This window comes from Megasphaera sp. SW808, from assembly GCF_012027795.1.
Taxonomy (GTDB): Bacteria; Bacillota; Negativicutes; order Veillonellales; family Megasphaeraceae; genus Megasphaera; species Megasphaera stantonii.
On sequence record NZ_SJOT01000009.1, the window covers coordinates 12,800 to 36,486 of the forward strand.

At 55.2% G+C, this 23,687-nt stretch carries 22 protein-coding genes, 1 tRNA gene and 1 other annotated feature; of the genes, 20 read left to right on the top strand and 3 right to left on the bottom strand.

The window, feature by feature from the left end; genetic code table 11:
* The first annotated feature begins 17 nt into the window (after positions 1 to 17).
* From E0L13_RS05035 to upp, 15 genes are all read left to right on the top strand, one after another.
* Complete coding sequence (locus E0L13_RS05035) at positions 18 to 851, top strand: deoxyribonuclease IV (protein ID WP_168060765.1); 834 nt, start codon at positions 18 to 20, stop codon at positions 849 to 851.
* A 13-nt stretch (positions 852 to 864) separates the two neighbouring features.
* A complete protein-coding gene (locus E0L13_RS05040; RefSeq protein WP_168060767.1) occupies positions 865 to 2,010 on the top strand; it encodes an exonuclease SbcCD subunit D in 1,146 nt (381 codons plus the stop codon).
* On the top strand, positions 2,007 to 5,051 hold the full coding sequence (locus E0L13_RS05045; protein WP_168060769.1) for an SMC family ATPase: 3,045 nt from the start codon (positions 2,007 to 2,009) through the stop codon (positions 5,049 to 5,051). Before E0L13_RS05040 ends, E0L13_RS05045 begins: the two co-directional genes overlap by 4 nt.
* Positions 5,052 to 5,134: 83 nt before the next feature.
* Entirely contained in the window at positions 5,135 to 5,614 is a 480-nt protein-coding gene (locus E0L13_RS05050; RefSeq protein ID WP_168060771.1) for a YbaK/EbsC family protein, read from the top strand.
* A 14-nt stretch (positions 5,615 to 5,628) separates the two neighbouring features.
* On the top strand, positions 5,629 to 5,991 hold the full coding sequence (locus tag E0L13_RS05055) for a VOC family protein (protein ID WP_087477991.1): 363 nt from the start codon (positions 5,629 to 5,631) through the stop codon (positions 5,989 to 5,991).
* A gap of 3 nt (positions 5,992 to 5,994) precedes the next feature.
* Positions 5,995 to 6,699 carry a tRNA threonylcarbamoyladenosine dehydratase gene (locus E0L13_RS05060; protein ID WP_168060773.1) on the top strand — a complete coding sequence of 235 codons (705 nt, stop codon included), beginning with the start codon at positions 5,995 to 5,997 and terminating at the stop codon, positions 6,697 to 6,699.
* Positions 6,700 to 6,937: 238 nt separating this feature from the next.
* Positions 6,938 to 9,088 carry an anaerobic ribonucleoside-triphosphate reductase gene (gene nrdD, locus E0L13_RS05065; protein WP_168060775.1) on the top strand — a complete coding sequence of 717 codons (2,151 nt, stop codon included), beginning with the start codon at positions 6,938 to 6,940 and terminating at the stop codon, positions 9,086 to 9,088.
* 11 nt (positions 9,089 to 9,099) lie between these two features.
* Entirely contained in the window at positions 9,100 to 9,606 is a 507-nt protein-coding gene (nrdG, locus tag E0L13_RS05070; RefSeq protein ID WP_168060777.1) for an anaerobic ribonucleoside-triphosphate reductase activating protein, read from the top strand.
* 115 nt (positions 9,607 to 9,721) lie between these two features.
* A complete protein-coding gene (rpmE, locus tag E0L13_RS05075; RefSeq protein ID WP_087477995.1) occupies positions 9,722 to 9,928 on the top strand; it encodes a 50S ribosomal protein L31 in 207 nt (68 codons plus the stop codon).
* A gap of 127 nt (positions 9,929 to 10,055) precedes the next feature.
* Positions 10,056 to 10,901 (top strand): DUF1385 domain-containing protein, encoded by an 846-nt coding sequence (locus tag E0L13_RS05080; RefSeq protein ID WP_206081533.1) that lies wholly within the window; start codon positions 10,056 to 10,058, stop codon positions 10,899 to 10,901.
* 33 nt (positions 10,902 to 10,934) lie between these two features.
* Complete coding sequence (prfA, locus tag E0L13_RS05085; RefSeq protein WP_168060781.1) at positions 10,935 to 12,017, top strand: peptide chain release factor 1; 1,083 nt, start codon at positions 10,935 to 10,937, stop codon at positions 12,015 to 12,017.
* Entirely contained in the window at positions 12,010 to 12,876 is an 867-nt protein-coding gene (prmC, locus tag E0L13_RS05090) for a peptide chain release factor N(5)-glutamine methyltransferase (protein WP_168060783.1), read from the top strand. The genes prfA and prmC overlap by 8 nt, the downstream gene beginning before the upstream one ends.
* Positions 12,877 to 13,926 (top strand): L-threonylcarbamoyladenylate synthase, encoded by a 1,050-nt coding sequence (locus tag E0L13_RS05095; protein ID WP_087477998.1) that lies wholly within the window; start codon positions 12,877 to 12,879, stop codon positions 13,924 to 13,926.
* A gap of 91 nt (positions 13,927 to 14,017) precedes the next feature.
* Positions 14,018 to 14,455: a ribose 5-phosphate isomerase B gene (rpiB, locus tag E0L13_RS05100; protein WP_087477999.1), complete on the top strand. Its 438-nt coding sequence runs from the start codon at positions 14,018 to 14,020 to the stop codon at positions 14,453 to 14,455.
* Between the two features lie 21 nt (positions 14,456 to 14,476).
* Positions 14,477 to 15,100, top strand: a complete 624-nt coding sequence (gene upp, locus E0L13_RS05105; RefSeq protein ID WP_107196432.1) for a uracil phosphoribosyltransferase — start codon at positions 14,477 to 14,479, stop codon at positions 15,098 to 15,100.
* Positions 15,101 to 15,193: 93 nt separating this feature from the next.
* Here the strand turns inward: upp and metA are convergent, their stop codons facing one another.
* Both metA and E0L13_RS05115 read right to left on the bottom strand, forming a co-directional pair.
* The gene (metA, locus tag E0L13_RS05110) at positions 15,194 to 16,129 is read right to left on the bottom strand and encodes a homoserine O-succinyltransferase (protein ID WP_168060785.1); all 936 of its coding nucleotides are present in this window, start codon (positions 16,127 to 16,129) and stop codon (positions 15,194 to 15,196) included.
* A 32-nt stretch (positions 16,130 to 16,161) separates the two neighbouring features.
* Positions 16,162 to 17,448: an O-acetylhomoserine aminocarboxypropyltransferase/cysteine synthase family protein gene (locus E0L13_RS05115; RefSeq protein ID WP_168060787.1), complete on the bottom strand. Its 1,287-nt coding sequence runs from the start codon at positions 17,446 to 17,448 to the stop codon at positions 16,162 to 16,164.
* A gap of 70 nt (positions 17,449 to 17,518) precedes the next feature.
* Positions 17,519 to 17,762, bottom strand: a binding site (T-box leader).
* Positions 17,763 to 18,064: 302 nt separating this feature from the next.
* Between E0L13_RS05115 and rplM the strand changes: the two genes are divergently transcribed.
* Together rplM and rpsI are read left to right on the top strand one after the other, a co-directional pair.
* Entirely contained in the window at positions 18,065 to 18,505 is a 441-nt protein-coding gene (rplM, locus tag E0L13_RS05120; protein WP_087478003.1) for a 50S ribosomal protein L13, read from the top strand.
* A gap of 21 nt (positions 18,506 to 18,526) precedes the next feature.
* Positions 18,527 to 18,919: a 30S ribosomal protein S9 gene (rpsI, locus tag E0L13_RS05125; protein WP_087478004.1), complete on the top strand. Its 393-nt coding sequence runs from the start codon at positions 18,527 to 18,529 to the stop codon at positions 18,917 to 18,919.
* 111 nt (positions 18,920 to 19,030) lie between these two features.
* On the opposite strand, the gene E0L13_RS05130 is transcribed toward rpsI, so the two are convergent.
* The gene (locus E0L13_RS05130; protein WP_087478005.1) at positions 19,031 to 19,387 is read right to left on the bottom strand and encodes a MerR family transcriptional regulator; all 357 of its coding nucleotides are present in this window, start codon (positions 19,385 to 19,387) and stop codon (positions 19,031 to 19,033) included.
* A 124-nt stretch (positions 19,388 to 19,511) separates the two neighbouring features.
* On the opposite strand from E0L13_RS05130, the gene E0L13_RS05135 reads away from it, so the two are divergent.
* The 3 genes from E0L13_RS05135 to ileS all read left to right on the top strand — a co-directional run bounded on the left by E0L13_RS05135 (position 19,512) and on the right by ileS (position 23,610).
* Positions 19,512 to 20,078, top strand: coding sequence for a TlpA disulfide reductase family protein (locus E0L13_RS05135; protein ID WP_168060789.1), 567 nt, complete (start codon positions 19,512 to 19,514; stop codon positions 20,076 to 20,078).
* 250 nt (positions 20,079 to 20,328) lie between these two features.
* Positions 20,329 to 20,405: transfer RNA gene (locus E0L13_RS05140), tRNA-Val, on the top strand.
* A 409-nt stretch (positions 20,406 to 20,814) separates the two neighbouring features.
* Positions 20,815 to 23,610 carry an isoleucine--tRNA ligase gene (ileS, locus tag E0L13_RS05145; RefSeq protein ID WP_154876554.1) on the top strand — a complete coding sequence of 932 codons (2,796 nt, stop codon included), beginning with the start codon at positions 20,815 to 20,817 and terminating at the stop codon, positions 23,608 to 23,610.
* Positions 23,611 to 23,687: the final 77 nt, after the last annotated feature.

Below are 23,687 nucleotides of genomic sequence, written 5' to 3' on the forward strand. Positions count from 1 at the left end.
ATGCGAGGTGAAGAAATATGCTGCATATAGGATGTCATCTGTCCGTTTCCCAGGGCTTTCGCCATATGGGCGAGGAAGCTCTGACCATCGGCGCCGATACGTTTCAGTTTTTTACGCGCAATCCCCGCGGCGGCAGTGTCCGAAAGCTGGATATAGACGATATGAAGCAGCTGAACAAGCTCATGGCGGCCCATGATTTTGCGCCTATTCTGGCCCATGCGCCGTATACGCTCAACGGCTGCTCCAAGACGGAGCGAACGCGGCAGTTTGCCGTCGAAGCGATGAGCGAGGATTTGCAGCGGCTGGAATATCTGGATAACTGCCGTTACAATTTTCATCCCGGCAGCCACGTCGGGCAGGGCGCGGACGAGGGAATCCGCCTCATTGCGTCCATGATGAACCAATGCATGTTTTCAGGACAAAGGACGACGGTGCTGCTGGAAACCATGGCCGGCAAGGGGACGGAAGTAGGCCGCAGCTTTGAAGAGCTGGCGGCTATTATCGACAAGGTGCAATTTTCTGATAAGGTAGGCGTCTGCCTGGATACGTGCCACGTATTTGACGGCGGCTATGACATTACGGAGCGCCTGGATGAGGTGCTGGAGCAGTTTGACCGCCTTATCGGATTGGAGTGGCTGAAGGCCGTTCATATTAACGACAGCAAGAATCCCCTGGGCAGCCGCAAGGACCGGCATGAAAAAATCGGCGAAGGCCATATCGGACTGGAGGCATTTCGGAAGATTATCAACCATCCGGCCCTGCGGACGCTGCCGTTTTATCTGGAAACTCCTAACGAGTTAGACGGCTACGCCAGGGAAATCGCTATGCTGCGGGATTTATACTGCGAATAAGGAGGGATTGCCTATGCGGATTCTGCATACGGCAGATTGGCATTTAGGAAAACTATTTTACGGCGATTACCTGACGGACGACCAGGCCTATGTGCTGACGGAACAGCTTCTGCCGATGATCCGGGACGAGGGCATCGACGCCGTCGTGCTGGCCGGCGACGTATACGACCGCAGCTTGCCGCCGGCAGACGCCGTGGCCTTGTTTGATGAAATCGCGACGAAGATTACGGCGGAAGCGGGGGTTCCCTTTTTCGTCATCAGCGGCAATCATGACAGCGCGGCCCGCCTGTCCTTCGGCAGCCGGATGCTGGAAAAACAGGGGTTTTATATTGCCGGGGAACTCGACAAGCTGATCGGGCCGGTCGTCCTGCATGACGCCTATGGACCCGTGGCCTTTGTGCTCCTGCCGTTTATCGAGCCGGCAGCGGCCAGGCTGTATTTCGGCGACGATACGATCCGCAGCCATGAGGACGCCTTAGCCCGTTTCATAGACAGCCGGCGCGCCGGAACGGCGATGCGGACGGTCTGCGTCGCCCATGTCTTCGCTGCCGGCGGCGAAAGCAGCGATTCAGAACGCCCGTTGTCGATCGGCGGAAGCGACGCCGTTTCGCCGGCCTTGTTTTCCGACTATACGTATACGGCTCTGGGCCATCTCCACGGGCCGCAGCAGGTGGGCGGGCCGAACGTGCGCTATGCCGGCAGCCTGCTGAAATATTCCTTCGGCGAATGGAGGCAGAAAAAAGGAGCCGTCATCGTGGATATAGACGAAAAGGGCGGGACGGCGACGTCGTTTTTGCCCTTTTCTCCCCGCCATGACGTACGCGTCGTCGAGGGCTTGTTTGAGGATATCATGGCCGGCGAAGACTTGCATACCGACGACTATATCCTGTTCCGCCTGACCGATACGGCTCCGATTCTGGACGGCATGGCTAAGCTGCGGCAGAAATATCCGCGAGCGGCGGCGCTGGAAATGCCGAACCGTCAAAGCGGCGGCACGGGAGAACGGGACTTCGACCTGCACAGGACTACGGAGCGGCAGCTGTTTGAGAGCTTTGCCGCGGCCATGATGCCGGACCGGCCGCTGACGGAGGCCGAGCAGGCTTGCATGGACGACTTGTGGACGGATATGCTGCAGCGGGAAGGAGACGGCTTGTTGTGAAACCATTATATTTGGAAATGAACGCCTTCGGTCCTTATGCCGGGCGTCAGGTTATTGATTTCCGCCGGCTGGAAGATCATAAGCTGTTTTTGATATATGGGCCGACCGGCGCCGGCAAGACGACGGTACTGGATGCGATGTGCTATGCCCTGTACGGCGAAACGAGCGGAAACCGCCGCTCGGGCGCCCATATGCGCAGTGAATATGCTTCGCCGGAAGAGGAGACGTACGTCGTCTTTGCCTTTGCCATTGGACCGGCGCGGTACTGCGTCGAGCGAAGGCCGGAGCAGCAGATAGCGAAAAAGCGCGGCACTGGCTTAAAGAAATCGGCGGCGTCGGCCGCCTTATACGCCGTAGATGAAAGGGGAGAAAAGACGGCGGTCATCGCGACGAAAAAGGTCGGCGAAGAGGTGGAACGGCTGCTGGGCTTTAAGGCCGAGCAGTTCCGGCAGGTCGTCCTGCTGCCCCAGGGAGATTTCCGCCGTTTGCTGCTGGCCAGCTCGGCGGACCGCCAGCAGATTATGCAGACCTTGTTTCATACCCAGCGCTACGCCCGGCTGCAGGAGCTGGCAAAGGAAAAATACGACGATATCCTGTCGCAGTACGACTTGCGCAAGGAGCGCATCGCTCAGCTTTTGCAGAGCCTGGGAGCCGGCGATGCAGCGGCGCTGACTGCTATGGAACAAGCTGCAGACGAAGAACAGCGGCTGCGTCAGGGTGAATTGGACGCGGCCATAGCCGACCGCGATATCTATCAGAAAACAGTCCAGGACGCGCAGGTAGTGTACAGCCATTGGCAGAATTTGAAGGAAAGCCGCAGGCTGCGGGAACAGCTGCGTCAGCAGGAAACAGCTATGGCGGAGAAACAGGCCTATATCGACGTGCTGCGCCGCGCCCAGCTGCTGGCGGAACCGTGCCGCCAGCTCGACGAGATACAGGCCCAGGGCGTCGCTGCCGGCCAAAAAGCCGGCGAAGCTGCCGTACAAGCCGAACGGGCGCTGCAGCGCCTTCAGGCCGTGCGCAAAGAGGCCGAAGTACTGCAGGCGCAGGGCGCGGCGCATGACGCCGACGCAAGGCAGCTCGTCCTGCTGCAGAACATGGCGGAAAAAGCTGAGCAGTATGGAGAGCTGTGCCGCAGGGCCCGGAAGCTGGCGGACCAGAGCCGGCACGCCGATGAGGTATTGGCGGCGCTGCAGAAGGAACGGGAGGCCTTGCAGGCCCGAATAGACGCTGGACGAGCAGAGGTAGCTAACCAGCCCGAGCTGGCCGCGGCGTGGGAACAGGCTAAAGGGCAGGCCGCTGCCTGGGAAGAACGGCTGAGCCGGGAAGCGTCGATAGAGGCCTTGTCCGAGGAAATCGCGCAGCGGGATACAGCGTGCCGGGCCGCTGAGGACACCTGCAGCCGGGCTGCCGCCGGGGCGGCGCAGGCGCAGTTGGATTACGAAGGCGTACAAGCCTTGTTTTTGCAGGGACAGGCTGCTTTGCTGGCCAAGGAGCTGAAAGCCGGAGATCCTTGTCCTGTTTGCGGCGCGACGGAGCATCCCATGCCGGCTCCTTTGGCGGCCCATATGCCGCGGAAGGAGGACGTAGAAGCGCGGAAACGGCAGGTTCAGCAGCGCGATGAGGAGCGCTGTCAGGCTGAACTGACTCTCCAGCGCGTACAGGCGGAGTTCCAAAGTCTGAAGCGGCAGCGCGACGACCTGCGTGCTCAGTATCCTTTTGAATGTACGTCCGCCCAATGGCGGGTACGGCTGGGCACGCAGAAGCAGAAGGTTAGCCTCCTGGGCGAACAAGCCGCCCGGGCAGAACGGACGAGGGCCGCCGTGACGCAATGGGAGATGAAGCAAAAAGAAGGGATACAAAAAGAAGAGCAGGCCCGCCAGCAGGCGGAAGCGGCTCGACTCGCCGCCGCGCAGAGCCAGTTGGCGAAGAAACAAGCCGAAGCGGACGTACCGGCAGAATATCGGGACGCCGCCGTACTGAGACGGCATATGGCTGATTTGAGCCAGCGCGTTAAAGCCTATGAAGAACAGGCAGAACGAAGCCGAAAGGCCGTTGTCGACGCCGAAAAGGAGGCCGCGCGCTGGACGGAGCAGGAACGCCTGCTGCAGGAACAGGTAACGGCTCTGCGAAAGCAATATAAAGAGTACGCCGCCGATTTGAAGGAACGGGTTCGACAGGCTGGAATTGACAGCCTGCAGCAATGCCGGGAACTGCAGCCCTTTGTAGGCTCCATCGACAGAGAGCAGCAGGCTGTCGACGAGTATAACCGGGACGTACAGCAGATACAGGGCCGGATAGCGCAGGAAGAAAAGGCCGTCGCCTCGCAGCCGGAGCCGGATATGGCGGCATATAAGGCGCAGCTTGACGAAAAAAACAAGCTGTGCCAGCGATTATCTGAATCCTGTGCCGCCGCGGCGATACGCCGACAGGAACTGTGCCGGGGGCGGGAGCAGATTGCTGCCTGGCAGGGAGAGCAAGCGGAGCTGTCGGCTCGGTATGAGGCAGTCGGTTCCATATATGAACTGATTTCCGGCCAGCATACGGGTGTCAACTTCGAGCGGTATGTGCTGGGAGCACTTCTCGACGAAGTCTTGGTGGCGGCCAACGCCCGCCTCGATTTGATGAGCCGCCGGCGGTATGAGCTGCAGCGCTCCCGCTCGTGGGACGACAAGCGCGTGCGGCGCATCGGCCTGGATATCGAAGTATTCGACAACTATACGGGATACGCCCGCCCGGCTAATACGCTCTCCGGCGGCGAGACCTTTTTGGCTTCCCTGGCCTTAGCCCTGGGACTGGCCGACGTGGTACAGGCCTATTCCGGCGGCATTCACCTCGATACGATATTTATCGACGAAGGATTCGGTACTCTCGACGGAGAAACGCTGGATTTCGCCTTAAAGGCTCTGATGGAGCTCAAGCAGGGCGGCCGTCTCGTCGGCATTATCTCCCACGTACCGGAGCTGAGAGAGCGAATCGACGCGCGCCTGGCCGTCCACAAGACCGACAGGGGCAGTACGGCTGACTTCGAATTGCCGTAATTCGTAAAAATTATTTGAATCCCTTTCCAAATGGTAATATAATGAAACCTAATAACGCTATGATACAGGAGGGGACAGAAAGGATGTCTATTCAGAAGGTAAGGGAGTATTTTGCCCAGTGGGGCATGGCTGACCGCGTGTTGGAACTGGATCAGTCCAGCGCGACTGTCGACGAAGCGGCGGCGGCCCTTCATACGGAAGGCAGACGCATCGCCAAATCCATGTCGTTTTTATTGGAAGACGGGCCAATTTTAGTATTGTTTGCCGGCGACGCCCGCGTGGACAACCATAAATTCAAGGCGCGGTTCCATAAAAAGGCGACGATGATCAAGCATGACGACGTGGAACGGTTAATTGGACATCCCGTCGGCGGCGTCTGCCCCTTTGCCGTTAATCCCGGCGTGACCGTATATCTGGACGAATCGCTGAAGCGGTTTGAAACGGTTTTTCCGGCCTGCGGCAGCGGCAACAGCGCCATCGAACTGACGCTGCCGGAATTGGAACTCTACGCCCGGTCTCAAGGCTGGGTCGACGTTTCCAAAGGCTGGCAGGAAGAAGCATAAGGAGGAACCTACACATGCAGTTTACATTCAGACATACTAATTTTAACGTGCTGGACTTGCAGCGCAGCATGGAGTTTTACAAAGAAGCCCTGGGCCTTACGGAAGTGCGCCGTATTGAAAAGCCTGATTTTACGATTGTTTATCTCGGCGACGGCGTTTCTGATTTCCAGCTGGAGCTGACGTGGCTCAAAGACAGAAAAGAGCCCTATAATCTCGGCGAAAACGAGTTCCATACGGCCTTTTCCGTCAAGGATATGGATGCGGCCCTGGCCAAACATAAGGAAATGGGCTGTGTCGTCTATGAAAATCCGGCTATGGGCATTTATTTTATCGTCGACCCCGACGGCTACTGGCTGGAAGTCGTTCCGGAACGGTAAGCCGTGAGGGAGGAATACGCCCAGCGGACGGCGCTACTGCTGGGATGGGATAAGGTAGAAGCCCTAGCGGGCAAAGCAGTGCTGGTGTTCGGCGTCGGCGGCGTCGGTTCCTTTGCGGCCGAGGCTCTTTGCCGGGCCGGCATCGGCCGCTTGACTCTCGTCGACGGCGACGTATACGACCCGTCTAATGTAAACCGCCAGCTTGGGGCGACTGTGCCGGCTATTGGCCGGCCTAAGGTCGAGGTCATGAAGGAGCGGTTTTTGTCGATTAATCCGGACATAGAGGTCGAAACGCATCACGTGTTTTACCTGCCGGCAGAGCGGCCGGGCCTGGTTGCGCAGTCGGGCGCTGATTACGTCGTTGACGCCATTGATACAGTAGCGGCGAAGGTCGATATCATAGCAGAAGCCTATGAGGCCGGTATTCCCGTCATTTCCGCTATGGGAGCGGGGAATAAGCTCCATCCGGAGCTGTTTGAAATTGCCGAGATCGAGAAGACGTCTGTCGATCCCCTGGCCAAGGTGATGCGGAGGGAGCTGAAAAAGCGGAATATCCGCCGCGTCAAGGTCGTATATTCCAAAGAGCCGCCCCGGCCAGTACGGCGGGAAGAAGGCTGTTCCGGCATAGGCAGTATTTCCTTCGTGCCGTCGGCAGCCGGACTCATTTTAGCCGGAGCGGTGATACGGGATCTTCTCCAAATCCCATAAAAAATTTTTTATCGAGTTATACACAGGCGGCAGGCTTTCAGAAACGCAGTTTTTTTGAAGGCTTGCCGCTCTTTTTGATAGGACTTGATAACAACAGTATCAAGTATTGGGCGATTGACAACATATACCAGATATAGTAATATGGGTGTGCACTGTTTTACGAAAGAGAAATCATATATATTGTATATGCAGCGTTGATTTTTAGGTAAATATACACTATATCATGGGAGGTATGCACATGTTGGAAGTCATCAAGCGCAACGGGCAGAGAGCGCCCTTTGACCGCAATAAAATCGTCGCGGCTATAGAAAAAGCCATGAACAGCAGCAGCGGCATTTATGAAGAGGGCCAGGCGGAGAAAATCGCCAGGGAGATTGAAGCCTATGCCTCGACCATGCACAAGGATATGACCATATATGCCATTGAAGATCAGGTGTATTACCGCCTGATTCAATACAACAATCCGGCGACGGCCCGGGCCTATGAAAATTACAAAGCCATTCAGGCCTTCAAGCGCCAGACCAATACGACTGATTCGGACGTCTTCGGCCTGCTGAACAATACCAATCTCGAGGTCCTTGATGAAAATTCCAATAAAAACGGCCACGTCGTGTCGACGCAGCGCGATTTGATCGCCGGCGAGGTGTCTAAGGATATTGCCCGCCGCAAGCTCATTCCGGCCGATATCGTCCAGGCTCATGACAGCGGGGCCATTCATTTCCACGACATGGATTACATCATCCAGCCTATGTTCAACTGCTGCCTCATCAATCTGGAAGACATGCTGGCCAACGGCACGGTCATCAACGGCAAGAAAATCGACACGCCGAAATCGTTTCAGGTAGCCTGTACGGTGACGACGCAGATCATCGCCCAGGTAGCCAGCGGTCAGTACGGAGGCCAGTCCATCAACGGCATCGACCGCATTTTGGCTCCTTACGTCCGCAAATCCTTCAATAAATACATGGAAGCCGTCGTAGAAGAGCAGAAGGAAGTTTACGGCATCGAGCCGGACATGGAGAAAGCCGAAGAAATTGCCTGGAAGAGGACGAAAAAAGAGATTAAAGACGGTATCCAGACGATTCAGTATCAGATCAATACGCTCATGACGACGAACGGCCAGGCTCCGTTTGTGACGTTGTTTATGTATTTCCAGCCTGACTATGAATATGCCAGGGAAGCGGCTATGATCGACGAGGAGCTGCTGCGCCAGCGCATTCAGGGCATCAAAAACGAGGCCAACGTCTACGTCACGCCGGCCTTTCCGAAATTGATATACGTATTGGACGAGCACAACGTCCGTAAGGGCAGCCCCTATTTCTACCTGACCGAGCTGGCTGCCGAATGCACGGCCAAGCGCATGTATCCCGACTATATTTCGGCCAAGAAGATGCGCGAAACCTACGAAGGCAACGTGTTCAGCCCCATGGGCTGCCGCTCCTTCCTGAGCCCTTGGAAAGACGAAAACGGCAAGTATAAATTCGACGGCCGCTTCAACATGGGCGTCGTGTCGATTAACCTGCCGCAAATCGGCATTCTGGCCGACGGCGACGAAGACAAGTTTTTCCAGATTCTCCATAAGCGGCTGGAGCTTTGCAAAAAGGCTCTGCTGCTGCGCGTAGAGCTGCTCAAAAAGATCACGTCCGACGTGTCGCCCGTCCACTGGCAGTACGGGGCCATCGCACGACTCAAGCCGGGCGAGTCGATTGAGAAATTTATGTACGGCGGCTATGCGACCTTATCCCTGGGATATATCGGCATATATGAAGCGACGCTTCTCACGAAGGGCTGCTCCCATACGGCTCCGGAAGGGAAGCGGTTTGCCCACCGCATTATGGACGAATTCAACGCCCACATCAAGCGGTGGAAGGAAGAAACGAACATCGGCTTCGCCCTGTACGGCACGCCGGCGGAAAACCTGACGAACCGCTTCTGCAAAATCGATACGGCCCGCTTTGGCGTCATTAAGGACGTGACCGACAAGGGGTACTATACGAACAGCTACCACGTCGACGTCCGCGAGCCTATCAACGTCTTCGACAAATTTGCCTTTGAAGCGGAATTTGAAGATAAATCGACAGGGGGCTGCATCAGCTACGCGGAAATCCCGAACATGGCTCATAATATTCCCGCTGTCCTGACGATGATCCAATATATTTACGATCGCATTACCTACGCTGAATTCAACACGAAGCTGGATTACTGCCACGAATGCGGCTTTGACGGGGAAATCGTCCTCAACGGCGACAACGAGTGGGAATGCCCGCGCTGCCATAACCGGGACCGCTCCAAGCTGACGGTTATCCGGCGGACCTGCGGCTATTTGGGAGAAAATTTCTGGAACGAAGGGCGAACGCAGGAAATTAAGAACCGCGTCCTGCATATCTAGGAGGCCGGGTCATGAGATATGGACAAATCAGGCAGTACGACATCGCCAACGGTCCGGGCATACGGGCGACCGTATTTGTGACGGGCTGCAGCCGGCGCTGCGTCAACTGCTTCAATGAAGAATATCAGGATTTTAACGCCGGCAGCGAATGGACGGCGGCCGAAACAGAACGGCTCATATCCTATCTGCAGGACGATACGAACAGCGGGCTGACCCTTCTCGGCGGAGAGCCGATGGAAAATGCCGAAGACCTGCTGGAGCTGGTGCAGGCCGTCCGCCGCGCCGTGCCGGGAAAAAGCATCTGGGTGTATTCGGGATTTTTGTACGAAGAAATCCTGGCCCAGCCGGCTCGGAAAGCTCTGCTGGCGGCCTGCGATGTCCTCGTCGACGGCCCCTTCGTCGACGCCCTGAAGGACCCGGGATTGTATTTCCGCGGCTCGTCGAACCAGCGGGTTATCGACGTGGCGAAAAGCCGCGAGGCCGGAAAGGCCGTGCTTCTTTGGCCGGATGGGAGATAAGGTCCGGGACAGGGGACGTAAAATTTGTAAATTTATGTCCTTGCATTTCATGGGGCACTATGCTATACTATCTTAGCATAGGTTTGGTATGATAGATAAGAAAGAGGTGTGAATAGTGAAAGAAGGTATTCATCCGAAGTACGGCACTGCCGTAGTTACGTGCGCTTGCGGCAATACGTTTGAAACCGGTTCGACGAAATCCGAACTGCGCGTTGAAATTTGCTCTAAATGCCATCCGTTCTTTACGGGTCAGCAGCGTGCACAGCAGGCTCGCGGCCGTATCGAACAGTTCAATAAACGTTATGGTAAAAAAGCTAAATAAGAAGTACAAAGTTGGCGGCAGAGCAGCGATGCTCTGCTCTCTTTGTATATGCAGAAATAAATAAGGGGGACAAGCAGTGAAGCAGACGAAGATATATGTAGGCGGACAGGCCGTCATCGAAGGCGTCATGATGCGCGGCCCCGAGTATATCGCCACGGCGGTCCGAACGCCGTCCGGCGAGATTACCGTAAAAAAGGATACGGTCCATTCGATTACGGAGCGGTATCCGATACTGAAAAAGCCCTTCCTGCGCGGCACCGTCGCCCTGTGCGAGTCGCTGGTATACGGCATGAAGAGCTTGTCCTATTCGGCGCAGGCTGCCGGAGAGGAAGACGAACAGATTACCAACACGGAAATGGCTCTGACGATGGCTTTTTCCATCGTATTGGCTGTCGTCTTTTTTTTGCTTATCCCGACGTACGCCGTCAAATTTATTCCCGGCATTGAGCACAGCGCCGTGTGGATGAATATTGTAGAAGGCGTGCTGCGGCTGGCTATCTTTTTATTGTATATATGGGGCATATCCCTGACAAAAGATATTCGGCGCGTATTTGAATACCACGGAGCCGAGCACAAGACGATCTGGACCTACGAATCGGGACAGGAGCTGACGGTGGAAAATGTCCGCCGCCACAGCCGCCTTCACCCGCGCTGCGGTACGAATTTCCTGCTCATCGTCATGGTTGTGTCGATTTTCGTATTTGCCTTTTTGGGCTGGCCCAGCCTGCTGGAACGCGTCGCGTCGCGCATCGTCCTCATGCCCGTCGTAGCCGGAATCAGCTATGAAATGATACGGCTGGCCAGCCGGACGGAAAGCCAGCTGCTGCAGACCTTGTTCAAGCCGGGCCTGTGGCTGCAGTATTTGACGACGAGAGAGCCCCACGACGACCAGATCGAAGTTGCTATTCGGGCTCTGGAAGCGGCTAAGCCGGAAGAAAAGCAGGAAGCGCGGGCCGATTCGGACCTTCGCTAGGGGATATACGCATAGGATGGGAGAGAGATACAGGTGTTTATTGATAAAGTGCAGGACGTGGAAAATAAATTCATGGATTTGGAGCAGCGCATCAGCGACCCGTCGGTCATTGCCCGACAGGACGAATGGCAGAAGCTGACAAAGGAACACGCGTCGCTCATGCCGCTGGTAGAAACATTCCGGAAATATAAGGAAGTCGCCAATACCGTCGAGGGAGATAAGGACATCCTGAACGATCCGGACAGCGACGCCGACCTCATCGCCATGGCGAAGGAAGAGCTCGGCGAAGCGTCGAAGGAATTGGCCGAGCTGGAAGAACAGCTCCATATCCTCATGCTGCCCAAGGACCCGAGGGATGATAAAAACGTCATCATGGAAATCCGCGGCGGCGCCGGCGGCGATGAAGCGGCGCTGTTCGCCGGGGATTTGTTCCGCATGTATATGAAATATATTGAAAAACAGCCTGGCTGGAAGGCGAGCATTATCAGCTCCAACGCTCCGGAGCTGGGCGGCTTTAAGGAAGTTATCTTTTCCGTCGAAGGCTCGGGCGTATTCGGCAAGCTGAAATACGAATCGGGCGTACACCGCGTACAGCGCGTGCCGGTGACGGAAGCCGGCGGCCGTATTCACACGTCGACGGCGACTGTCGCCGTCCTGCCGGAAGCAGAAGACGTAGAAGTCGATTTGAACATGGACGACGTCCGCGTCGACTATTTCCGCGCCAGCGGCGCCGGCGGCCAGCACGTCAACAAGACGAGTTCGGCCGTGCGCATGACCCATATTCCGACAGGCATGGTTGTAGAATGCCAGGACGAACGGTCGCAGCTGGAAAACCGGGCCAAGGCGATGCGGGTATTAAAGGCACGGCTGCTGGACCAGGCCCAGCAGGCTGCCGATGCGGAAATTACGGAGGAACGGCGCAGCCAGGTCGGCACAGGCGACCGGAGCGAACGAATCCGTACCTACAACTTCCCCCAGGGCCGCGTGACGGACCATCGCATTAACCTAACGCTGTACAAGCTGGAAAATATTTTGAACGGCGATATCGACGAATTCATTCAGGCCTTGGCTGAAGCCCGCCGGGCCGAGCTCATGAAAGAAGAAAATCATGAATAAGCTGTGGACTATTGGGAGCCTCCTGCAGTGGACGCAGGAGTATTTCGCCCAAAAGGGCGTTGATACGCCCCGTTTGGATGCGGAAATATTGCTGGCCCACGTCCTGCAGAAGGAACGGATTTATTTATACGCCCACTACGACCAGCCTATGAACCCGCCGGAGCTGGCGGCGTACCGGGAAATGGTCAAGAAGCGGGCTGGCCGGTTGTCCGTCGCCCATATTTTAGGCACGAAGGCCTTTATGGGACTCGACTTCCAGGTCACGACGGACGTGCTGGTACCGCGGCCAGAGACGGAAATGCTCGTCGAGACGATGCTGGACGCGGCGAAATCGCAGCCGCCGGCGTCGATATTGGATATCGGCACGGGAAGCGGCGCGATTATCCTGAGCCTCCTTCATTACCTGCCCGAGGCGGCAGGCACGGGCGTCGACATTTCTCCTAAGGCACTGGCCGTCGCTCGTCAAAACGGCGAGGCCCTGGGACTGGCCGACCGCGTGACCTGGGTGGAGAGCGACGTGTGCGCCGCGCTGCCGGAACAGCGATTTGACTGGATTGTATCGAATCCGCCGTATTTGACGCGGGACGACATGGAGCGGCTCCAGCCGGAAGTCCGCTACGATCCGCCGCAGGCGCTGTTCGGCGGCGACGACGGGCTCGACGCTTACCGGCGCATTGCGGAGCAATCCCCGGCCTTTCTGCGGCCTGGCGGCTGCTGCGCCGTAGAAATCGGCGCGGGTCAGACGGAAGACGTCGTGCGCATCTTTACGGATACGGGAGCCTATGGTCATGAGAAAACCGTAACCGATTACGGCGGAATAGAACGGGTCATCTTATTTATACGAAAAGAGCAGATGTAGATGAAACAGACAAAACTTGTACATATTACAGACATCGAAAAAGATAAAGCCGTACTGGAAGAAGCGGGACGCATCATCCGCGCCGGCGGGCTGGTCGTGTTTCCGACGGAAACGGTGTACGGTATCGGCGCCAACGGCCTCGATGCCGACGCCTGCCGGAGCATATACGCCGCGAAGGGCCGGCCCAGCGATAATCCGCTGATTTTAACCGTGCCGGATCAGCACGGGGCGGAAAAAGTGGCGGCCTGCATTACGCCGACGGCGAAAAAGCTGATGGACCGCTTTTGGCCGGGGCCGTTGACGATTATCTTTCCCCGGCAGCCCCAGGTTCCCGACGCGGCTACGGGCGGATTAGATACGGTCGCCCTGCGCTGTCCGGATCACGACGTATGCCGGGCCTTCCTGCGCTGCGCCGACGTTCCCGTTGCCGGCCCGAGCGCCAATTTATCGACCCGTCCCAGCCCGACGACGGCGGAAGAAGTCATGCACGACATGGACGGGCGCGTCGACATGGTTATCGACGGAGGACCCTGCTGCATCGGCGTCGAATCGACGATTGTCGAATGCGACGGAGACGATTCCGTTACGATTCTACGGCCGGGCGGCATTACGATGGACATGCTGAAGGAAGTCGTCACGTACGTGCGTCTGGATACGAACCTAGTGACCGGCCAGGGCGCTCCCAAAGCGCCGGGCATGAAATACCGCCACTACGCTCCGTCGGCTCCGATGACCGTCGTCGTAGGCTCGGAAGAAGCCGTAACGGCTAAGTTGAAAGACTTGTATGAAGACGCATTGGCCGATGGAAAAACAGTTGGCTTTTTAGTCAGCCAGGAAGTGGGCGCTCATTTCCCAAAAGACGATATGTACATATGGGGACGGCGGGGCGATAAGGTAGCCCTGGCCAACCAGCTGTATACGGGGTTGCTGTCCTTCGATACGGACAAGGTAGACCTCATTCTGGCGGAAGGCGTCGACGGCGACGGCTTGGGCATGGCGATTATGAACCGCATGAAGAAAGCCGCCGGCGGCAACGTCATCATCTTATAAATTGTATTTCAATCTGTTCATCTTCTCTATTGCAGAGTATAATGAATATATACTATATATAATATGTCCGGAGACATAAGGAGGAACGACGATGAAATTAGTACTTGGCGCTGATCACGGCGGCTTTGATTTGAAAGAAAACATCAAGGAATATTTGAACGAACAGGGAATCGAATTTACCGATTATGGTACCCTCACGGGCGAACGGTGCGATTACCCGGAAGTCGCCAAAAAGGTGGCCGAAGCCGTAGCGGACGGTACCTTTGACCGGGGCATCCTGTTCTGCGGTACGGGCATCGGCATCGGCATTGCGGCGAATAAGGTGCACGGCATCCGCGCCGCTTTGTGCCACGACTTGTTCTCGGCGGAATATTGCCGCCGCCACAACGACGCTAATATCCTGACCATGGGCGGCCGGGTCATCGGGCCGGGCGTTGCCAGAGAAATCGTGCGGGTCTTCTTGACGACGGGTTTCGACGGCGGCCGTCATGCCGACCGCGTTGCGATGATTACGGAAATGGACAAATAATTGGGAAGGGAGCCGCAGAGTATGCAGGTACAGGTAATGGATCACCCGCTGATTCAGCACAAGGTGACGCTGATGCGGAAGAAGGAAACCGGTTCTACTGATTTCCGCAATTTGCTGGAAGAAATTACAATGCTCATGGGGTATGAAATTACGCGGGATTTGCCGCTGGAAGATATTGCCATTGAGACTCCTGTTGCGCCGACGACGGGAAAACAGATCAGCGGCAAGAAGCTGGGCATCGTGCCCGTTCTCCGCGCCGGCCTGGGCATGGTGCAGGGCCTGCTCAATTTAATTCCCATGGCCAGAGTCGGTCATATCGGGCTGTACCGGGATCCGGAAACGCTGGAGCCCGTCGAATATTACTGCAAGCTGCCCGATGTGCAGGACCGCGATTTCATCATCGTCGACCCCATGCTGGCTACGGGCGGCAGCGCGTCGGCGGCGATTACCCTGCTGAAGGACAAGGGCGTGCAGAATATTAAGCTCATGTGCCTCGTTGCGGCGCCTCAGGGCGTGCAGCGGGTCAATAAGGATCACCCGGACGTGCGCATTTACGTGGCGGCCCTGGACGATACGCTGAATGAACACGGCTATATCGTTCCCGGCCTCGGCGACGCCGGCGACAGGATTTTCGGCACGAAGTAACAAGAACCATTCTATATTGGATATACGAAACGAAAGGGCTGGATACGGCAGAAGGTATCCAGCCTTTTCTGTATGCAGGAGCCGTGCCGGCTGTCAGCGGACGCAGAATTTTCCGCGGCCGATGTCCTCCAGGCAGTACGGCGTTTCCTGATATACGATATTGAGCCAGTTATGGTAGAACAGATGGGCGTAGCTGCACCAGGTGAAGACCGGCCGGTTCTTGTCGTTGTCCTTGGGATAGTAATGTTTGGGAACGCTGATGGGCAAGCCTTTGTTTTTGTCGCGCAGGTATTCGGTTTCCAGCGTCCGCCGGTCGTATTCGAAGTGACCGAGGACGAAAAAGCGACGATGGTCGGCGGTGCCGATGATGTTGATGCCATTTTCCGGAGAACGGGATAAGATGTCCAGGGCCGGCGTGTTGTACACCTTGATATCGTCGATGGCGGTGTGACGGGATTGGGGAATGAAATACCTGTCGTCGAAGCCGCGCAGGAGGGGATGGCCTTTCTGCGTGAGCTGGTATTCGAAGATGCCGAATAATTTTTCCGGCAGCAGGCGCTTTTCGACGCCGTAATAATGATAGAGAGCCGCCTGTGCGCCCCAGCAGAAATACAAGGTGGAAAAGGCGTGCCCTGCAGACCAGTCCAGATACGTCGTCAGCTCGGGCCAGTAGTCGACGTCTTCGAAGGGAATCTGCTCGACAGGCGCGCCGGTGATGATCAGGCCGTCGTAATAGTTATTCTTAATGTCGTCGAAGGTATAGTAATTTTGTTCCAAATACGACGGGTCTGTATGAACGCTATCATGGCTCGTCGTGCGGCAGAAATCTACTTCAACCTGGAGGGGCGAATCGCCGAGCAGGCGGAGGAGCTGCAGCTCCGTCGGTTTTTTCAGGGGCATGAGATTGAAGATGAGGATGCGAAGGGGGCGGATATCCTGACGGAGGGCCGAGCCCTTGTCTATAGTAAATATTCCTTCTTCATGCAGCAGTTCTTTGGCCGACAGGCCGTCTGTAATTTTAATGGGCATATGGCTATCTTCCTTTGCAAGTAAATTTGTCTTTATTTGGCGGCGGACAGGGCTTGCTCGACATCTGCCAGCAGGTCGTTGACGTTTTCCAGGCCGACGGAGATGCGTACTGTGCCGGGCGTGATGCCGCAGGCCCGCTGCGCTTCTTCCGACAGCTGCTGATGCGTCGTCGAAGCCGGATGAACCAGCAGGGATTTGGAATCGCCTACGTTGGCTAAATTGGAAAAAATCTCGGCGTGGTCGATAAAGGCCCGGGCTGCATGATAGCCTCCTGCCAGCTCGAAGGAGAAAATAGAACCCGTTCCCTTGGGGAAATATTTCTGAGCCAGGGCGCAGTACGGCGAAGAGGGCAGGGACGGATAGTTGACCTTGGCGACGGCGGGGTGGCTTTCCAGGTATTCGGCGATTTTTTGGGCGTTGGCGACGTGGCGCTCCATGCGCAGGGACAGCGTTTCCATCCCTTGGAGGAGGAGCCAGGCGTTGAAGGGGCTGATGCAGGCCCCGAGATCGCGGAGGCTTTTGGCACGAATGCGGGTGACGAAGCCGGCTCCGGGCATATCGGTCGCGAAATTGATGCCGTTGTACGACGGGTCCGGCGATGCGATGTTGGGAAATCTGCCCGACGTCCAGTCGAAGGCGCCGTTTTCGACGATGAGGCCGCCGAGGGTCGTGCCGTGGCCGCCGATGAATTTCGTCGCCGAATGGACGACGATGTCGGCGCCGTGCTCGAAGGGGCGGAATAAATACGGCGTGGCGAAAGTGCTGTCGACGACGAGGGGCAGGCCGTTTCGGTGGGCGATATGGGCCAGGGCTTCGAAGTCGGGAATATTGATGGCCGGATTGCCCAGGCTTTCGATGTACAACGCTTTCGTATGATCCGTAATGAGGGCTTCAAAGGTCGACGGGTCGTCGGCGTCGGCGAAACGGGTCGTAATGCCGAAGCGCTGCAGCGTTTCCGTAAATAATTCGAAGGTGCCGCCATATAAAGTCGGGGCCGCGATGATTTCATCGCCTGCGCCGGCAAGGTTCAGTATGGTGTAAGCGATGGCTGCCGAACCGCTGGCGACGGCTAAGGCGGCCGTTCCGCCTTCCAGCGCGGCGATTCTCTTTTCCAGCACGTCCTGCGTCGGATTGGTCAGGCGGCTGTAAATGTAGCCGGGCTTGCGCAGGGCGAAGATATCCTCACCGTCCTGGGCGCTGGCGAAGACGTACGACGTCGTCTGATAAATGGGGACGGCCCGGGCTCCCGTCGCAGGATCGGGAATTTGTCCGGCGTGCTGCTGCAGTGTTTCAAATTCATAGGTGTCGATAGGGTTCATGATGTGTTCCTCCCATTGTAAAAAGATATATGACAAGCCGATAGCAGGCAATAAAAAAAGCTCCCGTCCCCAAAGGGACGGAAGCACCGTGATACCACCCAATTTCACCGGACCTTCGCAGGACCGGCCTCTTCAGGTACGCAGGCCGAAGCCCTGAATACCATAGCACTGTAACGGGCGCGCCCGGGCAGTCTAATGATTCGACTAACCTGCTCGGAGTCCATCTTCCATGAAACGCCCCGGATTCCCTTTCACCACAGCGGGAACTCTCTGTGCCGTTCTTTTTCATGTACTCTTCTCTTCATTGCAATACTATCAAGTTGTTGACGCTAAGTTTAGCATCAAATGAGCCGTTTGTCAAATAAAATTTGAAATCATCTTCGAGGCCAACGATAACGAATAAAGGAAAATCGAGATAATCCGTCTATTCTTTCGGCCAATGCGGTTCTTCGGCAGGGCCTGCGGAGGGCCGGTAAATTTACGAAAAAATCACTTGACAAGGGGTGCCGTAATCTGTAAAATAATTAGGTAAGCTTTTCACTTGGACTCCACTTAGCCCCGGAGAAAGAGCCTTAAAGCTTGGTTAGTTAGTCGTATCAGGGAGGAATCACACAGCATGAAAACTACATTTATGGCTAATGCCGGCAACATCGAACGCAAATGGTTTGTTGTTGACGCTGAAGGCCAGACATTAGGACGTCTTGCTGCCGAAGTAGCCAAAGTTCTTCGGGGAAAACATAAACCTACATTTACCCCGCATGTAGATACAGGCGACTATGTTATCGTAGTCAACGCAGCAAAAGTAAAAGTAACTGGCAAAAAATTGGTTCAGAAAACATATTTCCGTCATTCCGGTTATCCCGGCGGAGCTAAATTCACGCAGCTCGGCCACATGCTCGAAAACCGTCCGGAACGGGTCGTAGAAATGGCTATCCGCGGTATGCTGCCGAAAAACAAATTAGGCGAACAGATGTACCGCAAGCTCAATGTGTACGCTGGTGCAGAACATCCGCATCAGGCTCAGAAACCTGAAGTTCTGAATTTAAACATTCGTTAATCATACCGGGAGGAAGATTTCATGGCAGTAGCACAGTACTACGGCACTGGCCGTAGAAAGACCTCCGTTGCCAGAGTTCGTCTGGTTCCGGGTCAAGGCAAAATCACAGTTAATAAAAAAGATTTGAACGAATATTTCGGCCGTAAAACGCTGGAATTGATCATTAGACAGCCCCTCGTACTGACTGGCGTAACGGAACAGTACGACGTCATCGCTGACGTAAAGGGCGGCGGACCGTCCGGCCAGGCCGGCGCAATCCGTCACGGCATCAGCCGCGCGCTGTTGGAAGTCGACCAGGATTTCCGTCAGTCCTTGAAAAAGGCTGGTCTCCTGACTCGCGATCCTCGTGAAAAAGAACGTCGGAAATACGGCTTGAAGAAAGCCCGCAAGGCTTCTCAGTTCTCCAAACGTTAATCATTTTCATAATAACTACTCTAAAACCTATGCAATCAAAAATGGCGTAACCCATGAGGTGTACGCCATTTTTTTTGTAAAAAGCACCTGCTCCGTCGGCTCTGGAGTTTGTCACTTGCTCCAGCGGTCGTACGTCGCTATTTTTCGATTTAAATACGCCAAGGCTTCCTGCATGGCGCTCATCCGCTCTTTGAGACGGTCCCGTTCGCGGACGAGGATGGCCTTTCTCGCCTCATAGGTCTCGCGGCTGCCCTGGTTGTACAGCTCGATGTACTCCGTCAGGCCTTCGATGGATACGTTGCCCGAACGCATGCATTTAATAAAGGCGATGGTATTGCAGTTTTCCTCTGAATAATTGCGGATGCCGTTTTTATCGCGCGGGACGTTGCGGATCAGGCCGATGCGTTCGTAATACCGCAGCGTGTCCGGCGTAATGTCGTATTGCTCGCTTACTTCTTTGATTTTCATGATAGATTCCCTCCTAGTACCCTTACTATACAGTATGGAGTTTACTATAAGTCAAGAGACGGATGGAAATTCGCTGTCCTTGACGGGGTATGATATACTGAAAAAAATACGATAAGGTGATGTCATGAATAAAACACGTGCCGGTATAAAAAATAAAATCATCGCGGCCCTCGCCGTCGCTTGTGCGGCGTATTTTGTCTCTTTCTGGATGGGGACGGAGAAAGAGGCGACGCTGGAGGCCTATGAAAAAGCAGCGGAAGAAGCCATGATAGCCGATACGGAAATCTTGGCTCATAACGGCCATATCCGCGCCATGGACGGGCAAGATACAGAAATACGAGATTTATATAACGACAAGCCCGTGCTCATCTATTTCTGGATGCCCTGGAGCGACGACAGCAAAGAGGGAATGCCTGTGCTGGAAAATATATACCGAAGGTACGGCGATGATATCCATGTCGTCGCCCTTTCTTTCGGCAGCACGGCAGAAGAAGCCCGCTCCTTTTATTTGCAGCATGCCTATGCCATGCCCTTTTATACGGGCGCCTTGTCTGTCGCCGACGACTATAACGTATATGAAGTCCCGCAGTGCGTCATGATCCGCAAAGGCGGAGCCATTTCCGACAGAGTCGCAGGGCTGCCCGATGAAAGATCGTTGGCTTATATGGTGGAAAGAGGGATGGAACCGTGACGTATTGGGCGAAAGCCTTGGGTTGCGAGTTGCTGCGCTCAGAAGGCTGGTCCGTATTGATATTCCCGTTTGGATTGGCAGAATAGGCCTCGATGGAAATTCCTTTTTGGTGCCTATTCACCATGGTTCCTGCATCGATGGTAGGAAGGGAAAAAAGTTGATGGCAGCGTGAAAAAGTTATAAAATTACTATTGACAAATTCGCTGATTTTGCCGTATAATAAACAAGTCGCATGGAGCGGCACTGTTGAGGGCGGTTAGCTCAGTTGGTTAGAGTATCTCGTTGACATCGAGGGGGTCGATGGTTCGAATCCATTACCGCCCACCACACACGTAAACCTTACTAGTTCATAGTAAGGTTTATTTTTTTTTGCCGCACAGCGGCCGGGATGCGCATGTAGGAGCCCTTCGTTTCGGGTTCATCTTTGAAACGTCTTGACAAATATCATATAAACTATTAAAATACGGCTATATACAAGTTTATGTATATTAAAATGCGATGAACAAGACGGCCTGCATCGGAGGTCTTTACAGCGAACCGGGAAGAGTGTGAGCCCGGGAAAGACGGTATGCAGGCGGATCACTTGGAAGCTTCGGCTGTGAACCAGCCGACGGGTAGCTCCGTTACGGGCATAGAGTGGCTGCACTGCAGTCAATAGGGTGGTACCACGGTGATTACGTCTTCGTCCCTTAGGGATGGAGGCGTTATTTTTTTTACTGAATGAGGAGGAAACACAATGGACTACGGCAAGACCTTACATCTGCCAAAAACGGATTTCCCCATGCGCGGCAATCTGCCGAAACGGGAACCGGACTTTTTAAAATTCTGGCAAGAACACAAGATTTATGAAAAACGGCTGCAGAAGCGCGACGGCGCGCCGAAATTTATTCTGCACGACGGCCCTCCGTATGCAAACGGCAAGCTCCATATCGGCCATGCTTTAAATAAAGTATTAAAGGATATTATTTTAAAATATAAGACGCAGCAGGGCTATTATACGAAGTATATTCCCGGCTGGGATACGCACGGCCTGCCGATTGAACACGCCGTCATTAAGGATACGGGCCTGAACCGCCATGAAATGTCTGCCCTCGATTTGCGGGCGAAATGCCGCGATTATGCCTTGGAACGCGTAGAAGAACAGAAGCAGGACTTCATCCGCTTCGGCGTTCTCGGCGATTGGGATCATCCCTACCTGACGCTTCATAAGCAGGTCGAAGTGGCTCAGATCGGCGTATTCGGCAAAATGGCCAAGAAGGGCTATATTTACAAAGGCCTCAAAACCGTTTACTGGTGCCCGCACTGTGAAACGGCCCTGGCTGAAGCTGAAATCGAATACAAGGACGACAAATCCTTCTCCATCTATGTAAAATTCCAGGCTGTTGACTTGAATTGCCACATGCCGAAGGGTGCCGATCCGGATAAGGTATTCGCCTTGATTTGGACGACGACACCTTGGACGATTCCGGCCAACATGGCCATTTGCGCCAATGAAAACTTTGAATACGTATGGGTCAAAATCGGCGAAGAATACCTGCTCATGGCTAAGGAACTCGTCGAAGCGACGATGAAGGCCGGCAAGGCAGAAGACTACGAAGTATTGCCTGAGGTCATGACGGGCAAGCAGATCGAAGGCCTCGTCTTCCAGCATCCCTTCTACGCAGACCGCAAGGTTCCCGTCCTTCTCGGCGACCACGTTACGCTCGACGCCGGCACGGGCCTCGTCCATACGGCTCCGGACCACGGCCAGGACGACTTTGACGTCTGCGTGAAATATGCATCCTGGGGTGTCAAGCCGATCGGCACCGTCGGCTCCAACGGCTGCTATACAGATAAGGTTCCCGATTATGAAGGCAAGTTTGTCTTCGATATGAACGTGCCTATCATCAAGCGGCTGGCTGAAATGGGAGCACTCTTCGCCAAGAGCACCTTCCGCCATCAGTATCCCCATTGCTGGCGCTGCAAGAACCCGATTATCTACCGCGCGACGGAACAGTGGTTCTCCTCTGTCGACGGCTATCGTCAGAAAGCGCTGGAAGCGATTGACCAGGTACAGTGGATTCCTGGCTGGGGTCACGACCGCATTTACAACATGATTCACGACCGCGGCGACTGGTGTATTTCCCGTCAGCGCGTATGGGGCGTTCCGATTCCTATTTTCTACTGCAAGGACTGCGGCGAACACATCATCAACGACGAAACGATCGCTCATTTGCAGACGATGTTTGCCGAAGAAGGCTCCGATACGTGGTGGATGCACGATGAAAAGGAACTGCTGCCCGAAGGCTTTACGTGCCCCCACTGCGGCGGCACCCATTTCCAGAAGGAAAGCGACATCATGGACGTATGGTTCGACAGCGGCTGCACCCATCAGGGCGTTCTCTGCAACGATCCGGAATTGGATTATCCCTGCGAAATGTACCTGGAAGGCTCGGACCAGCACCGCGGCTGGTTTAACTCGTCCCTGCTGACGTCCGTGGCCGTCAATGGCTGCGCTCCGTATAAATCCGTACTGACTCACGGCTTTACCGTCGACGGCGAAGGCCGCAAGATGAGTAAATCCGTCGGCAATACGGTAGCTCCGCAGGAAGTCATCGAACAGTACGGCGCCGACGTCATGCGCCTGTGGGTATCCTCGGCCGACTACCAGGGCGATATCCGCCTGTCCCCGAAGATTTTGAAGCAGCTGTCTGACGTATACCGCAAGATCCGCAACACCTTCCGCTATCTTTTGGGCAACCTCAGCGACTTCAATCCGGAAACGGACGCCGTCGCTTATGCCGATATGACCGAACTCGATAAATGGGCTCTTATGCGTCTGGAACAAGTATATGAAACGGTTACGGAAGCCTATGAAAACTACCAGTTCCACGTCATGTACCATGCGATTCACAACTTCTGCACCGTCGACTTGAGCGCTATGTACCTCGACGTCATCAAAGATCGCCTGTACACGGAAAAGGCCGACTCGCAGGTCCGCCGCAGCGCCCAGACGGCAATGTACCAGATTCTCGATACGCTGGTCAAGATCATTTCGCCCGTATTGTCCTTCACGGCAGAAGAAGTTTGGCAGAACATGCCGCAGATTCCCGGCAAGGAAGAAAGCGTTCTTCTGACGGATTGGCCGAAAGCTCATCCGGAATATTTGAACGCCGATTTGGAAGCTCGCTGGAATACGCTGCTGTCGTACCGCCGCGATTTGACGCGTATCCTTGAAGGCGCTCGTCAGGATAAGAAGATCGGCCATGCCCTGGACGCTGCCGTTGCGATTTACGCCTCCGGCGAAGACTACGACTTCCTCAGCCAGTGGAAAGACCAGCTGGCGACGCTGCTCATCGTCAGCGAAGTTTCCTTGCTGAACGAAGCGGCCCCGGCTGAAGCCGTTTCCGGCGAAGACCATGGCGATATGAAGGTCGTCGTCGCTCCGTCGACTCATGAAAAATGCGAACGCTGCTGGATTCACAGTGAAACCGTCGGCGCTGATGCCGAACATCCGACGCTGTGCGCACGCTGCGTTTCCGTCTTGAAATAAGTAAATATTCTATTCGTATGCATCCCGTCTGCTCTTTCGTCAGGCGGGATGTTTTTTGTTTCTCAAAGGGAAGAACG

What these genes read in the sequence shown, in the direction of transcription:
- prmC (WP_168060783.1), top strand. Translation starts at nt 12,010, where the DNA reads ATGAATAAGCTGTGGACTATTGGGAGCCTCCTGCAGTGGACGCAGGAG.
- E0L13_RS05040 (WP_168060767.1), top strand. Translation starts at nt 865, where the DNA reads ATGCGGATTCTGCATACGGCAGATTGGCATTTAGGAAAACTATTTTAC.
- E0L13_RS05080 (WP_206081533.1), top strand. Translation starts at nt 10,056, where the DNA reads ATGATGCGCGGCCCCGAGTATATCGCCACGGCGGTCCGAACGCCGTCC.
- ileS (WP_154876554.1), top strand. Translation starts at nt 20,815, where the DNA reads ATGGACTACGGCAAGACCTTACATCTGCCAAAAACGGATTTCCCCATG.
- E0L13_RS05050 (WP_168060771.1), top strand. Translation starts at nt 5,135, where the DNA reads ATGTCTATTCAGAAGGTAAGGGAGTATTTTGCCCAGTGGGGCATGGCT.
- E0L13_RS05035 (WP_168060765.1), top strand. Translation starts at nt 18, where the DNA reads ATGCTGCATATAGGATGTCATCTGTCCGTTTCCCAGGGCTTTCGCCAT.
- nrdG (WP_168060777.1), top strand. Translation starts at nt 9,100, where the DNA reads ATGAGATATGGACAAATCAGGCAGTACGACATCGCCAACGGTCCGGGC.
- E0L13_RS05055 (WP_087477991.1), top strand. Translation starts at nt 5,629, where the DNA reads ATGCAGTTTACATTCAGACATACTAATTTTAACGTGCTGGACTTGCAG.
- rpsI (WP_087478004.1), top strand. Translation starts at nt 18,527, where the DNA reads ATGGCAGTAGCACAGTACTACGGCACTGGCCGTAGAAAGACCTCCGTT.
- rplM (WP_087478003.1), top strand. Translation starts at nt 18,065, where the DNA reads ATGAAAACTACATTTATGGCTAATGCCGGCAACATCGAACGCAAATGG.
- E0L13_RS05130 (WP_087478005.1), bottom strand. Translation starts at nt 19,387, where the DNA reads ATGAAAATCAAAGAAGTAAGCGAGCAATACGACATTACGCCGGACACG.
- metA (WP_168060785.1), bottom strand. Translation starts at nt 16,129, where the DNA reads ATGCCCATTAAAATTACAGACGGCCTGTCGGCCAAAGAACTGCTGCAT.
- E0L13_RS05095 (WP_087477998.1), top strand. Translation starts at nt 12,877, where the DNA reads ATGAAACAGACAAAACTTGTACATATTACAGACATCGAAAAAGATAAA.
- upp (WP_107196432.1), top strand. Translation starts at nt 14,477, where the DNA reads ATGCAGGTACAGGTAATGGATCACCCGCTGATTCAGCACAAGGTGACG.
- E0L13_RS05135 (WP_168060789.1), top strand. Translation starts at nt 19,512, where the DNA reads ATGAATAAAACACGTGCCGGTATAAAAAATAAAATCATCGCGGCCCTC.
- rpiB (WP_087477999.1), top strand. Translation starts at nt 14,018, where the DNA reads ATGAAATTAGTACTTGGCGCTGATCACGGCGGCTTTGATTTGAAAGAA.
- E0L13_RS05115 (WP_168060787.1), bottom strand. Translation starts at nt 17,448, where the DNA reads ATGAACCCTATCGACACCTATGAATTTGAAACACTGCAGCAGCACGCC.
- nrdD (WP_168060775.1), top strand. Translation starts at nt 6,938, where the DNA reads ATGTTGGAAGTCATCAAGCGCAACGGGCAGAGAGCGCCCTTTGACCGC.